Below are 15086 nucleotides of genomic sequence, written 5' to 3' on the forward strand. Positions count from 1 at the left end.
CCCCTTTTGCGATTAGAAGAAAATGACGGCTAATCGGGCGCTTGCCACTTTTTCATACGGAATGGCGACCGTTTTTTGCCGTCCGCGGTCTTTGACCAACAGCGTCACGGTCGTTCCGTCAAAAGCGGTTAGTTCGCCTTCAAACTGCTTTTCTCCTTCAATGGGCTCATACGTTTTGATATATACATTTTTCCCAATGGCCTTGGCAAAATCTTTTGCCTTTTTCAGCGGCCGCTCTGCTCCGGGCGATGATACTTCCAAAAAATAGTTATGCGGAATCGGATCGACTTCATCCAGCTTTTCGCTCAATTTTTCGCTGACAGCACCGCATTGTTCAATATCGACGCCATCGTCAGAGTCAATGAAGACGCGCAAAAACCAATTTTTCCCTTCCTTCACATATTCAATATCGACGAGTTCAAGCCCCATTTCGTCCAAAATCGGTGTGACGAGTTGTTCGACCGTTTCTGTCACCTTTTTGCTCATTGTGTTCCTCCTTACCGAGCAAACGTGCATGCGTGGCATAATGAGAAAATCCCCTGCACAAGGCGGGGAATGAACGAGAGACGGGTGCCCATTCAAGACGAAAGAGTGGGTTTCCCCACTCTCTGCTTGCCATTATCTTTGCCAATTCCACTAAAACTATAACACATTGGGAAATATATTGCAACGGGAAACTGCCGCTCGGGCGAAAGAGCGCTGTCCGCTTCCTTCAGCGGCGGCGTTTCCACTAAAACAGCGACAGCTGGTTATGGTCTGGAAGCGAGTCAAGGCAGCCGCGGCTTTCTAGATACTCGAGCAGCGTTTTCGACAATTTGCCGCGCTGTTGCAAATCCTCCTTCGACAAAAACTCACCTTCCTCGCGAGCGCGCACGATCGCCTGCGCCACGTTCGTCCCAAGCCCCGGAATGGCGTTGAACGGCGGAATGAGAGAATTGCCGTCAATGACGAATTCCGTCGCCTGCGAGCGGTACAAATCGATATTTTTAAAGGAAAAGCCGCGCTCGCACATCTCTAAGGCCACCTCAAGAACCGTGAGCAAGCTTTTTTCTTTCGCCGTCGCCTGAATGCCTTTGGCGTTGATTTCCTCAATCCGCTTGCGAATGGCGGCTGATCCTTTGATCATGGCGTCAAGGTCAAAGTCCTCCGCCCGCACCGTAAAGTACGACGCGTAATACAAAAGCGGATGGTGCACCTTAAAGTAGGCGATGCGCACCGCCATTAACACGTAGGCGGCGGCGTGCGCTTTCGGGAACATGTACTTGATTTTTTTGCATGAATCGATGTACCACTCCGGCACGTCATGTTTGCGCATTTCTGCTTCAAACTCCGGCGTTAAGCCTTTTCCTTTGCGCACGGATTCCATGATTTTAAAAGCGAGCGACGGCTCGAGCCCGCGGTAAATCAAATAGACCATAATGTCGTCGCGGCAGCCGATGACTTCCGATAACGTACACGTGCCGTTTTGAATGAGCTCTTGCGCGTTGCCGAGCCACACATCGGTGCCGTGCGACAAGCCGGAAATTTGCACGAGTTCGGAAAACGTTTTTGGCCTTGTCTCTTCCAACATTTGTCGAACGAAGCGCGTGCCAAACTCCGGAATGCCGATCGTGCCGACATTGCACATGATTTGCTCCGGCGTAACGCCAAGCGGCTCGGTACTGCTGAAAATGCCCATCACATCCGGGTCGTCGGTCGGGATCGTTTTCGGATCGATGCCGCTTAAATCTTGCAGCATGCGAATGACCGTCGGATCGTCGTGCCCGAGAATATCGAGCTTCAACAAATTGTCGTGGATCGAATGGAAGTCGAAATGGGTCGTCCGCCATTCAGAGGACGTGTCATCGGCCGGATATTGAATCGGCGTAAAATCGTAAATTTCCATATAATCAGGGACGACGATGATGCCGCCCGGATGCTGTCCGGTCGTCCGCTTCACCCCGGTGCAGCCAGCCGCGAGCCGGTCGATTTCCGCGCCGCGCAGCTCTAAGTTATGGTCGCTCGCATACGCTTTGACAAATCCGTACGCCGTTTTGTCAGCGACCGTGCCAATCGTCCCGGCGCGGTAGACGTTGTCTTCGCCAAACAGCACTTTCGTATAGTTGTGGGCGCGCGGCTGGTATTCGCCGGAAAAGTTCAAGTCGATATCCGGCACTTTGTCGCCTTTAAAGCCGAGAAACGTCTCAAACGGGATGTCGTGCCCGTCTTTCTTGTATTTCGTTCCACATCGCGGGCAGTTTTTATCCGGCAAATCAAACCCTGAGCCGACTGAACCGTCGTTAAAGAACTCCGAATGCTTGCAGTTTGGGCAAACGTAATGCGGCGGCAGCGGATTGACCTCGGTGATTTCCGTCATCGTCGCGACAAACGACGAGCCGACCGATCCGCGCGACCCGACAAGGTAGCCGTCATCGAGCGATTTTTTCACAAGCTTGTGCGAGATCAAATAAATGACGGCAAAGCCATGGCCGATGATGCTTTTTAGCTCCTTCTCAAGCCGCTCTTCAACAAGTTTCGGCAACGGGTCGCCGTAAATTTCCTTCGCCCGCCGGTAGCTCATTTCCCTGATTTCCTCGTCCGCCCCTTCGATGCGCGGCGTATACAGCTCATCTTTGATCGGCTTGACATCGCCGATTAACGAAGCGATTTTTTGCGTGTTGTCAACGACGATTTCCTTCGCTTTTTCCGGCCCTAAAAACGAGAAGCAGTCAAGCATTTCATTCGTCGTACGGAAATATACATCCGGCAGTTCATGGCGGTTGAGCGGATTCGCCCCGCCTTGCGAATGGATTAAGATTTTCCGGTAAATTTTATCTTCTGGGTTCAAGTAATGGACGTTGCCAGTGGCGACAACCGGGATGTCAAGCTTCTCACCAAGGGCGACGATGCTGCGGATGATGTTTTTGATCATCTCTTCGTCTTTCACATAATCCATCTCGATGAGCGGCTTGTACACGTCCGGCGGATGCACTTCAAGAAAATCGTAAAAACGGGCGATGTCTTCGACTTCTTCCGGCGCCTTTTGGATCAAGTTGTCAAACAGCTCTCCTTTGTCGCAGCCCGAGCCGACAAGCAGGCCGTCGCGGTGCTTGACGAGCACGGAGCGCGGGATGCGCGGCACACGGTGAAAATATTGAATGTGCGACAATGACACAAGCTTGAACAAATTTTTCAATCCAGTCTCGTTTTGCGCCAACAGCGTCACATGGAACGGGCGCGCAAGCCGATAGGACGCTTCGCTGTGCGTGCGGCTGTTTAATTCGTCATGAAACAGTATGCCGCGCTCTTCCGCTTCCTTCAACAGCCGCATAAGCAAATGCCCGGTCGCCTCCGCGTCGTAGATGGCGCGGTGATGCTGCGTCAATTCAATGTCAAATTTTTTGCACAATGTATTGAGCCGATGGTTTTTCAAATCCGGGTATAAAAAACGGGCCAGCTCGAGCGTATCGATGACTGGATTCGCGATTTTGCCGCGCCCCATGCGAGCGAGGCCCGCGTTTAAAAAACCGATGTCAAAGCTGGCGTTGTGGGCAACAAGCGTCGCATCGCCGGCCCAGTCAACAAAACGGGCTAGCACCTCGTCCGGCTTCGGGGCGTCTTTCACCATCTCATCGGTGATCCCAGTCAGCTCCATCGTTGTCACTGACAACGGATGTCCAGGGTTGGCAAACGACATGAACCGGTCGATGATCTCGCCGTCTTTCACTTTCACCGCCGCCAGCTCAATGATCGTATTGTACACAGCCGACAGGCCCGTCGTCTCGACGTCAAAGACGACGTACGTTTCCTCCGAAAGACGGCGGTGCGTTTCATTGTAGGCGATCGGCACGCCATCGTCGACGATGTTCGCCTCAAGGCCGTAAATGACCTTCATGCCGTGTTTTTTCGCCGCGCTGTAGGCCTCCGGAAACGACTGAACAACGGCATGGTCGGTGACGGCGATCGCCGGATGCCCCCATTTTTTCGCTTGCTCAATGAGTTTTGTCACCGAGGTGACCGCGTCCATTTGGCTCATCGGGGTATGCAAATGGAGCTCGACCCTCTTTTCCCCTTCCGGCGCCGTATCTTGCCGTTCGTTTGCGGCGATTTCGTTCAAATCGTTGGCGATGATGACCAAATCACGGACGAACGTATCGTTTTGCACGCTGCCGCGCACTTTCACCCACATGCCTTTTTTGACGCCGCTCATGAGCTCGGCGTCCTCTTTGTCGCGCGAGAACATTTTGACTAAAATCGAGTTCGTGTAATCTGTGATTTTCATGGTCAACAGCGTGCGGCCGCTTTTTAATTCGCTCACTTCGGCGTCAAATACATAGCCTTGCACAACGACGCGCCGCTCTTCTTCGACGATCGTTTCAAGCCGCCGCACCGGCTCCTCGTCGCGGATCGGATAGCCGATGACAAGCGGACCGGACGGCGGCGCAGACGCGGCCTTTTCTTCTTCCCTCGCTAAATCGGTCAGTACAGCAAGCGCTCGCTCTTCGTCCTCTTGCTGTTTTTGCGCCAAAAACTGTTCCATTTCTTGCTTGGACGGCTCGACGCTGACGTCAAGCTGAAGGGGGGGGAACCCAAACGAAGCGTACACATCAGCGATTTTTTTGGCGAACCGCCGTTTGATCGCCAGCGCTTCCGCTTCATGGCGGGCAACGACAAGCAGCTTGTTTCCTTTCAGCTCGGGCGTCTGCCGGCTGAGCCAATCGACAAGCGGCGACATGCCTTCTTGCAGCTCGGCAAGGCAAAGCGGCCAATACGCCTGCACATCCGCCTCAGTTACGCGCGGCGCTTCGACCTCCATCGTATGGCGGACGGCGGCGATATGGCGGAACGCCGTCTGCAGTCGATCGGCAAACGTTTTGTATACATGAACCGGCAGCACGTTGTCGAACTGAAAATAAAAATGCCAGCTTTTCTCCTCTTTATCGATCACGACTTTGCGAATGGCTGCCTCACGAAAATGCGGCATCCATTCGTCCGACGTCATCTTCAACTGCTCAAGCAGGATGAGAAACCGCTCTTTTTGCTCTTTTGTCACCATGACGTCCGTTTGTTCCCCTCTCAACATCATTCTCTTTCTATATCATACCATAACAAAAGCGCCGGCGAAAAAGACAGAATTCTTTTTCGCCAGCGCCGGCACTCATGATTGAAGGAGACGGCGCGCAGTGTCGACAAGCTCGCTGACCGGCACATCGAACGTCTCGCCTGTTTTCCGCACTTTTACTTCCACAACGCCTTCGCCCGCTCGCTTGCCGACGGTGACGCGGAGCGGAATGCCGATCAAATCGCTGTCGGCAAACTTCACTCCGGCCCGTTCGGGGCGGTCGTCATACAACACTTCAAACCCAGCCTGTCCGAGCTTTTCATACCACTCTTCCGCCAACGCGCGCTGTTCATCGCTTTTTGCGTTCGCTGTAAGCAAATGGATGTGAAACGGTGCGACCGAAGCCGGCCACACAAGCCCGTGTTCGTCAGCAAACTGTTCGGCGATTGCGGCCACCAATCTTGATACGCCGATGCCGTAGCAACCCATGATCATCGTCTTCGTTTGGCCGTTTTCATCCAAGTACACGGCGTTCATTGCCTCGCTGTATTTCGTGCCAAGCTTGAACACGTGCCCGACTTCAATGCCGCGAGCGAAGCGGATCGTCCCTTTGCCATCCGGAGACGGGTCGCCCTCTTGGACAAAGCGCAAGTCGGCGTATTGACTGACGGCAAAATCGCGGTCCGGGTTGACGCCGATGTAATGGTAGCCTTCCTCATTCGCGCCGCAAACACCGTTGACGATGGCAGCAACAGCATGGTCCGCGATCACAGTGACGTCTTCGCTGACGCCGATCGGGCCGAGCGAACCAATTGGAGCGTTCATCACCCGCTCCGTTTCTTCCGGCGTCGCCAATTCGACGACCGTCGCGTCGAGCACGTTTTTCACCTTCACCTCGTTCGCTTCATGATCGCCGCGGACGAGAACGAGCGCATAGCGGCCGTCCACATTGAACAAAAGCGATTTGATACAGCGCTCCGGCGATATTTGTAAGTGCGAAGCGACTTCAGCGATCGTTTTTTGCCCCGGCGTCGCCACTTTTTTCAATTCGGCTGGCGGCTCATCGCTTTTTTCGTACGTCGCCACGACCGGCGCCATCTCGATGTTGGCGGCATAGTCAGACGCATCGGAGTAGGCGATCGTATCTTCGCCGATGTCCGAGAGCACCATAAACTCATGCGTATCTTTGCCGCCAATCGCCCCCGAGTCGGCGATGACGGCGCGGAAGTTCAATCCGCAGCGGCGGAAAATGTTCGCATACGCCTCATACATGTTGTTGTACGTTTCATCCAAGCTTTCTTTCGACGTATGGAACGAGTAGGCGTCTTTCATCATGAACTCGCGGCCGCGCAACAGCCCAAAACGCGGACGCTTTTCATCGCGGAATTTCGTTTGGATTTGATACAAGACAAGCGGCAGCCGCTTGTACGTTTTCACCTCGTCGCGGACGATCGCCGTGATCATTTCCTCATGCGTCGGCCCGAGGGCGAAATCGCGCTCGTGCCGGTCTTTTAAGCGCATCAGCTCCGGCCCGTACGAGTACCAGCGGCCGGACTGCTGCCAAAGCTCAGCTGGCTGCAAGGCCGGCATGAGAAGCTCCATCGCCCCGATACGATTCATCTCCTCACGGATGATCGCTTCCACTTTTTGCAAAACACGCTGCCCGAGCGGCAAAAACGTATAGACGCCGCTTGCGCTTTGACGAATGAAGCCGGCCCGGAGCAGGAGCTGATGGCTTTTCACTTCCGCATCCGCCGGCACTTCACGCAACGTCGGAATAAACGCTTGACTTTGTCTCATCCATTAGCCACCTCGTTTTCTCTCTATAGGAAAAATTTTTGAATGTCATTCCATGTCACCACAAGCATAAGCAACATAAGCAAGGCAAAGCCGATAAAATGAACCATTCCTTCTTTTTGCCGGTCGACCGGCTTGCCGCGCACCGCTTCAATGGCGAAAAAGAGGAGCCGCCCGCCGTCTAACGCCGGCAATGGCAACAAGTTGACAATCCCCAGGTTGATGCTTAAAATCGCGCCCCATTTCATCAAGTAGTAGATCCCAGACTCAGCCACTTTGCCGGTCGATACGGCGATGCCGACCGGTCCGGACAGCATGTCAAGCTGAAACTGGCCGGTGATCAATTGGCCGAGCCCCGTTACAATTTCCCGCGTCCAGTAATACGTCTCAACCAGCCCTTGCTTGATCGAGCCCAACACCGATTTTTCCATCGGCTGATAGACGCCGATCAAGCCGATCGTCTCCCCTTGCACCGTTTTCGCCTCCGGAGTGACCGTCACACTCCGTTTTTTCCCATTCCGCTCAATTTGAAACTGAAGCGGTTCTCCCGGATGGGCGCGAATCGTGTTGACGATTTCCGTCCATGTTTCCATCCGTTCGCCGTTAATGGCGATCACTTCATCCCCTTGCTTCAAGCCGGCGGCGCGCGCCGCTCCCTCCGGCGTCAGCTCGCCGATCACCGGCTTGTCGACCGGATAGCCTTGCAAAAGACCGATGATGATAAAGACAACGAGCGACAAGAGAAAGTTGGCGAGCGGTCCGGCCAAAATCGTCATCGTTCGCTGCCCGAGCGTTTTTGCCGCAAATTGGCGATGGTACGGAGCAATTTGAATCTCTTGGCGGTCGACGACGAAAAACGCCGGCTCCTTGACCGTAAACCGCTCGAACCGCTCGCCGTCCGTATAGCCGGTCACATACATGCCATGCTCTAAATCGGCCTCTTCCACTTCCACTACGCGGATATTCGGATAATCGTCCTTATGGTTGAGGACGATTTTTTCCACTTGGCCGCTCTCATCAAGCAAAAGACCGACGACTTGCCCACGCTTCAATTCAATCGTCTCCGGGTCTTCACCGGCCATGCGGACGAAGCCGCCAAGCGGGAGCAGGCGGATCGTGTACACCGTTTCGTTTTTCTTGAACGAAAACACTTTCGGTCCGAAGCCGATGGCAAATTCGCGGCACAAAATGCCGGCCCGTTTTGCTAGCAGCAAGTGGCCGAGCTCGTGAAAAAAGACGAGGGCACCAAAGACGACGATAAATGAAATGATCGATTCCAACGTTTCAACCACCTTTATGATAGTAGTGAGCGGACGTAGGCGCGCGCGTCCGCATCGATTTCACGAATGTCCTCAAGCTGCGGATCGCTCACTGGCCGATGACGCTCGAGCGCGCGTTCAATCCACTCCTCGATGGCCAAAAACGGAATGCGCCCGGCTAAAAACGCCGCCACCGCCTCCTCATTGGCCGCATTCAACACCGTCGGCAGCGAGCCGCCGCGCTTGCCAGCCTCATAGGCGAGACGCAAACAGCGATAGCGGTCGAAATCAACCGGGGCGAAATGGAGCGCCCCAAGCGAGATTAAATCAAGCGGCTTGGCGGATGGGAGCGGCAACCGCTTTGGATACGCAAGCGCATATTGGATCGGAACGCGCATATCCGGCGTTCCAAGCTGCGCCAATACACTTGTGTCACGGAACTGAACGAGCGAATGGATGATGCTTTCTCGATGCAAAACAACCTCAATCCGCTCATACGGCAGCCCGAACAGCCAATGAGCCTCAATGACCTCAAATCCTTTATTCATCATGGTCGCTGAATCAATCGTAATTTTTGCCCCCATCGACCAGTTCGGATGGCGAAGCGCCTCCTCAACCGTCACATGAGCGAGCTCTCGGCGCGTCTTGTCGCGGAAGCTGCCGCCGGATGCGGTCAGAATGAGTTTGTCGACTTGCTCCATCCTTTCCCCTTGCAGACATTGAAAAATGGCGGAATGTTCACTGTCAACTGGCAACAGCGGCACGCCGCGCCGCTTGGCTGCAGCCATGACGAGATGTCCGGCGACAACGAGAGTCTCTTTGTTGGCGAGGGCGATCGCTTTTCCCGCTTCAATCGCCTTCAGCGTCGGCACAAGGCCGACGCTGCCGACGACAGCGGTGACGACAACATCGGCTTGTGGGCAAACGGCTGCTTCAATCAATCCTTCCTCTCCGTACACGATCGTCGTCCGCCCGCGGTACTCGCGATAAAGAACTTCATACGCATCACGGTCAGCGACGGCGACAAGACTTGGGGAAAATTCAGCGATCAGCCGCCTCGCCGCCTCGATATTTTTCCCGACCGATGCGGCGGCCAAGCGGAATTCGTCCGGATGGGCGCGGATGACATCGAGCGTCTGTGTGCCGATCGATCCGCTCGCCCCTAATATACTAATATATTTCAATCGTTTCACTCCTCACCCGCTTATCGTGCGATTTCAAGCAATATGTACAATATCGGCAGCACGAACAGCAAGCTGTCAAACCGATCTAAAATGCCGCCATGTCCCGGCAAAATCGCCCCGGAATCTTTGACGCCGTAATGGCGCTTAAATGCCGATTCGATCAAATCGCCGAGCTGACCGAACGCCGACAGCAGCAACGCGACGCCAAGCGCGGCCGCCAAACTGCCAAACGGCGCCGCCGCCCACTCGTAAATCGCGGCGACAACAGCCGCTGAAGCGATGCCGCCGATGGCGCCTTCCACCGTTTTTTTTGGGCTGATCTCCGGCCATAGCTTGCGCCGGCCAAACGCGCGGCCAAAGAAATACGCCCCAATGTCAGTCGCCCAAATGACAAACAAGGCATAAACGAAGTACACGAACCCAACCAAACGAACAGCGCCGAAACAGAAAAACCCTACGCCGACATAGACGACCGCCAAAACGACAAACGCCGCCTCATCGAACGAGAGCGCATTTTTCGTCACGACTGTGCCGACAAGCAGCAAAAAAGCCAAAGCGGCGAGCACGCCAAATTTGGCGGTCCCAGACGCCAACCACTCGCCGCCGTAACGGGCGGGAACGAGCAACAGCCAAAGGGCGATCAATCCAGCCGCCCCGACAAACGACAACGGGTGCATCCCTTTCATCCGCAACAATTCAAACAGCCCAATCGTGGCCAATATATATGTTACTATTATAAACGGAAATCCGCCAAAAATAACAATCGGCAAAAAGAGCGCCGCCGCTATGACTCCGGTGATGATTCGCTGCTTCATCGCGCTGACACTCCTCCAAATCGGCGGTCGCGCCGCTGGTAAGCGGCAATCGCCTCTAAGAAATGTTGCTCCGTAAAATCCGGCCATAAGACATCCGTAAACCAAAGTTCCGTATACGCCAACTGCCAAAGCATGAAATTGCTCAAGCGAATCTCCCCGCTCGTACGGATGAGCAAGTCAGGGTCAGCGAGCCCGCTCGTCATCAAGTACGAGGAAATGAGCGGCTCGGTGATGTCTTCCGGCGCGAGCATCCCGCGTTCAACGTCTTTGGCGATCTGCTTTACGGCGGCAGTGATTTCCGCCCGGCTTCCATAATTAAGGGCAAAGTTTAACACAAGGCCGGTGTTGCCGCTTGTTTCCTTCACGGCTTTCTCGACCGCCCGGCGCGTATGATCAGGCAGCGCCTCCGCATGACCGATCACTTGGACTTTGACATTTTCGGCGACGAGCTCGGGAAGAAACGTCGTCAAAAACTGTTCCGGCAGCTTCATCAAATAATCGACTTCACTTTTCGGACGTTTCCAGTTTTCTGTCGAAAACGCGTAAAGCGACAAAATCTGAATCCCCAGCTCATTCGCAAAACGAGTGATTTTGCGCACAACTTGCATGCCTTCGTAATGGCCGGCCGCCCTTGGCAGCGCCCGCTTTTTCGCCCATCTCCCGTTTCCGTCCATAATGATGGCGACGTGGTTCGGCATCGGATGCCTGAGCACCTCTTCTTTCGTCACCGGGACGTCTTTCTCTTTTGTTTTTCGCATTTTATTGAACATACGAGTCCTCCGGGATCGTGTTTTGCCTTTCCATTATAGCAAAAAAACCCTCCATCAACATAGAGGGTTTGCATGGTTTTGCCTATACTTCCATCACTTCTTTTTCTTTTTCTTTTGTGATGGCGTCAATTTTGGCGATGTGGTCATCGGTCAGCTTTTGCACTTCGTCCGTGTAGCTGCGGAGCTCATCTTCCGTAATTTCGCCGTTTTTCTCGAGCTTTTTCAATTCATCGTTCGCATCGCGGCGGATGTTGCGCACCGCGACTTTCGCGTCTTCTGAATACTTTTTGACAAGCTTCGCGAGCTCGCGGCGCCGTTCCTCGGTGAGCGGCGGAATGACAAGACGAATGACTGATCCATCATCCGATGGCGTCAGCCCTAAATCCGATGCTAAAATCGCTTTTTCCATTTCTTTAATGGCCGATTTGTCGTACGGCTGAATGACAAGCAGCCGCGCTTCCGGCACGCTGATGGAGGCCAGTTGGTTGATTGGCGTCGGCACGCCGTAATAGTCAACGGTTACTTTCTCAAGCAGCCCTGCGTTCGCCCGCCCGGCGCGAATGCTTGCCAGCTCGCGGGTGAACGCTTGCACCGCTTTATCCATCTTTTCTTTCGCCTGTTGGATCACTTGCTTTGCCATCGTTATTTCCCCCTTACGATCGTTCCGATGTTTTCACCTAACACAGCGCGTTTAATATTGCCTTCTTCCATAATCGAGAAGACGATGAGCGGAATGTTGTTGTCCATGCAAAGCGAGGAAGCAGTCGAATCCATGACGCCGAGCCCTTGCTTGATGACGTCCAAGTACGACAGCTCATCGTATTTGACCGCATTGGCGTCGACGTTCGGGTCGGCGCTGTAGACGCCATCGACGTTGTTTTTCGCCATTAAAATGACGTCCGCCTCGATTTCCGCCGCCCTGAGCGCCGCGGTCGTATCGGTCGAAAAGTACGGGTTGCCTGTGCCGGCGGCGAAAATGACAACTCGTTTTTTCTCAAGATGGCGAATCGCCCGGCGGCGAATGTACGGTTCGGCCACTTGCCGCATTTCAATCGATGTTTGCACCCGCGTTTCCACACCGAGCTGCTCAAGGCTGTCCTGCAAGGCGAGGGCATTCATCACCGTCGCCAACATGCCCATGTAATCAGCCGTCGCCCGGTCCATGCCCATTTCGCTTCCCGTTTTTCCACGCCAAATGTTGCCGCCGCCGACGACGATGGCGACCTCGACGCCCAGTTCAACAACTTCTTTCACTTGTTTGGCGATCGACTGAATGACCGCCGGTTGAATGCCAAACCCTTGCTTTCCGGCGAGCGCTTCCCCGCTCAACTTTAACACGACGCGTTTGTATTTTGGCTGTTCCATGTCCAACCTCCATGATGCGAATCACTTTGAAAAACAGGGAACACGCGCGTGTTCCCTGTTGCGGTCCGTCATTGTTTTCTGACTTGGCTCATGACTTCTTCTGCAAAATTGTCTTGGCGTTTTTCGAGCCCTTCGCCGACTTCGTAACGGATGAACTGCTTGACTGTTGCTCCGTTCGATTCGACGTATTGGCGCACCGTCACATCCGGGTTTTTCACGAACGCTTGCTCGAGCAGGCAGACGTCTTCGTAAAACTTGTTCAGCCGGCCTTCGACCATTTTTTCAACGATTTTCTCCGGCTTGCCTTCGTTTAAGGCTTGCTGCTTCAACACTTCACGCTCATGCGCAATCTCTTCCTGCGGCACGTCGTCGCGCGAGACGTATTTCGGATGAAGTGCGGCAATGTGCATGGCGACATCTTTGGCGACGTCTTCGCTCGCATTGCCGGCTAATAACGTTAATACGCCGATGCGCCCGCCCATGTGCAAGTACGCACCGAACGTTTCGCCGTCCGCTTTATTGACGACGGCAAAGCGGCGAAGCGTAATTTTTTCACCAATTTTGGCGATCGCTTCGTTGATGTAGTCTTGGACGGTCGAGCCGTTGTCCATCGTTTGACCGAGCGCTTCATCAAGCGAAGCCGGCTTTTGTTTCAGCAAGTGGGCGGCCAGCTCTTTGACAAGCGTTTGGAATGCTTCGTTTTTCGCAACGAAGTCCGTTTCCGAGTTCACTTCCAAAATGACGGCGGTATTGCCTTCCACCGCGATGTACGCCATCCCTTCGGCCGCGATGCGGTCCGCTTTTTTCGCCGCTTTGGCAATTCCTTTTTCGCGCAGCCAGTCGATCGCTTTCTCCATGTCACCGTTTGTTTCGGTGAGCGCCTTTTTGCAGTCCATCATGCCTGCGCCTGTTTTTTCGCGCAGTTCTTTCACCATTTGTGCTGTAATCGCCATAAAAAAATCCTCCTTCTCATTGTCCCGTATATGTATCGGTGCCGGCAGCGGCTTCCCGTTTTGCTCTTATTCGTTAGTATAGCCAAAAGTTGCTCATTTCTGTCTCAAAAAAAGGTGATAAAAGGCTTTCCCCTCTTATCACCTTTCTTGTGCATCGTTACTCTGCTGCGACGGCCGCTTCTTCGCCTTGTTTCGCCTCAAGCACGGCGTCGGCGATTTTCGAAGTCAACAGCTTAACAGCGCGGATGGCGTCGTCGTTGGCCGGAATGACATAGTCAATTTCATCCGGATCGCAGTTCGTGTCGACGATGCCGATGATCGGGATGTTCAGCTTGCGCGCTTCCGCCACCGCGATCCGCTCTTTGCGCGGGTCAATGACAAACAACGCATCTGGCAGCTCTTTCATGTCTTTGATGCCGCCCAAAAACTTCTCAAGACGCTCTTTTTCTTTTTTCAAGCGAATGACTTCTTTTTTCGGCAGAACGTCAAATATTCCATCTTCTTCCATTTTTTCAATTTCACGCAGCCGTTTGATCCGCTTTTGGATCGTAGCGAAGTTCGTCAGCGTGCCGCCGAGCCAGCGTTGGTTGACATAAAACATGTCGCAGCGTTCCGCTTCTTCCTTCACCGACTCTTGCGCTTGTTTTTTCGTGCCGACGAACAAAATTTTGCCGCCATTCGCCGCCAATTCGCGGACGAAGTTGTATGCTTCCTCGACTTTTTTCACCGTTTTTTGCAAGTCGATGATATAGATGCCGTTGCGCTCCGTGAAAATGTATTTTTTCATCTTCGGATTCCAACGGCGCGTCTGATGTCCAAAGTGGACGCCAGCTTCAAGCAGTTGTTTCATCGAAATAACCGACATGTATGCTCCTCCTGTTTCCTCAGTGGTTTTTGGTCCTCCGCCTGCCTCATCTTTCAGCAAGACTGGCGTTGCCAGCACCGTTGCTGAAATCACCAGGCGTGTGTATTCACACCATGAAAAAATATATCACAACTGCAAGCGGCAAATCAAGCTGTTATTCGCCTATTGATTCGTTTTTTGCGCAAATTTGAGCCATAGCTCGACTTCCGTTTTCCCTTTGCCGAGCTGTTTGGCAATTTCCTCGACCGTCGCCCCTTCCGCATATAGGCGGCGAGCAAGCTCACTCGCGTCCGCTGGTCGGGTGAGTGAAAGTTCGAGCACATCCTTGACCGTTCCGATGTCTGGGAAATAGCCCGGAGCGGCGCTTGGGCGGCTTGTTTCTGTGCGTTTTTCGGTTTCTCCCCGCTCCGCCGGCTCGTTTTCCCCCTTTTTTGCTTCCGCTGTTCGCTTTTCGAACCCCGCTCCGATTTCACCGCCTCCTGCCCCGGGCATGGACGCCGTCTCTTTCCCGCTCGCGCCCCGTTGCACACTGGGCGCACCGTTCGTTTCCGGTGCAGAAACGAATGGAGCCGCGCCGCTGCCAAGCAACGAGTCAAGTTCAGCCAAAAATCGCTCGTTTTCTTCCTTCCAGGCAGCGAGATAAGCGGTCATGGCTTCCTCGAGCTCCTCGGCCCGCCTCTCCGCCTCGCCAAGCCGCGACAGGCGAAGGAAAAGCACAATGATCAACCAAAACGACAAGGCGTGCAGCAGCAAACTGATCGTTAGCCAAAATGCCATCATGATGTTCACTATCCTTGAATGTCGATCGTTTTTCCTTTATAAGGGTGTCCTCCAAAACGGGACGCCTCCTGCTCAAGACGGGCGCTCGTTCGTTTATCCGTCACCCGACGGCGCGCACGCTCCGCCCGCTTTTGGCCGGCAGTTGCCATTTGCGCCTGCACTGCATAGGAGTGTTGTTGCGTCGAAGCTTGAAGTCTTTCCGCGTCGGGCGCTTTCGGCATGACGCTTTGCAACGCTGGAAGCTGGATGTCCATCGC

General features: G+C 54.0%; 13 protein-coding genes. All 13 read right to left on the reverse strand.

All coding sequences use genetic code 11. The features are described 5' to 3' along the window. Nucleotides 1-12: 12 nt before the first annotated feature. Nucleotides 13-486, reverse strand: coding sequence for a ribosome maturation factor RimP (gene rimP, locus ABS784_RS00645; RefSeq protein WP_011230759.1), 474 nt, complete (start codon nt 484-486; stop codon nt 13-15). A 244-nt stretch (nt 487-730) separates the two neighbouring features. Further along, nucleotides 731-5035: a PolC-type DNA polymerase III gene (locus ABS784_RS00650; RefSeq protein ID WP_060787845.1), complete on the reverse strand. Its 4305-nt coding sequence runs from the start codon at nt 5033-5035 to the stop codon at nt 731-733. A 102-nt stretch (nt 5036-5137) separates the two neighbouring features. After that, entirely contained in the window at nt 5138-6841 is a 1704-nt protein-coding gene (locus ABS784_RS00655) for a proline--tRNA ligase (protein WP_352511107.1), read from the reverse strand. A gap of 23 nt (nt 6842-6864) precedes the next feature. Then, on the reverse strand, nt 6865-8130 hold the full coding sequence (gene rseP / locus ABS784_RS00660; protein ID WP_023634150.1) for an RIP metalloprotease RseP: 1266 nt from the start codon (nt 8128-8130) through the stop codon (nt 6865-6867). A 2-nt stretch (nt 8131-8132) separates the two neighbouring features. Beyond that, entirely contained in the window at nt 8133-9281 is a 1149-nt protein-coding gene (dxr, locus tag ABS784_RS00665) for a 1-deoxy-D-xylulose-5-phosphate reductoisomerase (protein WP_023634149.1), read from the reverse strand. Between the two features lie 20 nt (nt 9282-9301). Next, nucleotides 9302-10096: a phosphatidate cytidylyltransferase gene (locus ABS784_RS00670; RefSeq protein WP_014195473.1), complete on the reverse strand. Its 795-nt coding sequence runs from the start codon at nt 10094-10096 to the stop codon at nt 9302-9304. Further along, entirely contained in the window at nt 10093-10866 is a 774-nt protein-coding gene (locus tag ABS784_RS00675) for an undecaprenyl pyrophosphate synthase (protein ID WP_014195472.1), read from the reverse strand. Before ABS784_RS00675 ends, ABS784_RS00670 begins: the two co-directional genes overlap by 4 nt. A gap of 82 nt (nt 10867-10948) precedes the next feature. Next, nucleotides 10949-11506 (reverse strand): ribosome recycling factor, encoded by a 558-nt coding sequence (frr, locus tag ABS784_RS00680; protein ID WP_352511109.1) that lies wholly within the window; start codon nt 11504-11506, stop codon nt 10949-10951. A 2-nt stretch (nt 11507-11508) separates the two neighbouring features. Next, nucleotides 11509-12231: a UMP kinase gene (gene pyrH / locus ABS784_RS00685; RefSeq protein ID WP_011230751.1), complete on the reverse strand. Its 723-nt coding sequence runs from the start codon at nt 12229-12231 to the stop codon at nt 11509-11511. A gap of 68 nt (nt 12232-12299) precedes the next feature. Beyond that, nucleotides 12300-13184: a translation elongation factor Ts gene (gene tsf / locus ABS784_RS00690; protein ID WP_011230750.1), complete on the reverse strand. Its 885-nt coding sequence runs from the start codon at nt 13182-13184 to the stop codon at nt 12300-12302. Nucleotides 13185-13341: 157 nt separating this feature from the next. Further along, entirely contained in the window at nt 13342-14049 is a 708-nt protein-coding gene (gene rpsB, locus ABS784_RS00695; RefSeq protein WP_011230749.1) for a 30S ribosomal protein S2, read from the reverse strand. 162 nt (nt 14050-14211) lie between these two features. Beyond that, nucleotides 14212-14829 (reverse strand): hypothetical protein, encoded by a 618-nt coding sequence (locus ABS784_RS00700; RefSeq protein ID WP_011230748.1) that lies wholly within the window; start codon nt 14827-14829, stop codon nt 14212-14214. Nucleotides 14830-14837: 8 nt separating this feature from the next. Next, nucleotides 14838-15083 carry a hypothetical protein gene (locus ABS784_RS00705; RefSeq protein WP_011230747.1) on the reverse strand — a complete coding sequence of 82 codons (246 nt, stop codon included), beginning with the start codon at nt 15081-15083 and terminating at the stop codon, nt 14838-14840. Nucleotides 15084-15086 lie beyond the last annotated feature (3 nt).

It is taken from the genome of Geobacillus sp. G4 (assembly GCF_040327975.1).
In the GTDB taxonomy this organism is placed as follows: Bacteria; Bacillota; Bacilli; order Bacillales; family Anoxybacillaceae; genus Geobacillus; species Geobacillus thermoleovorans.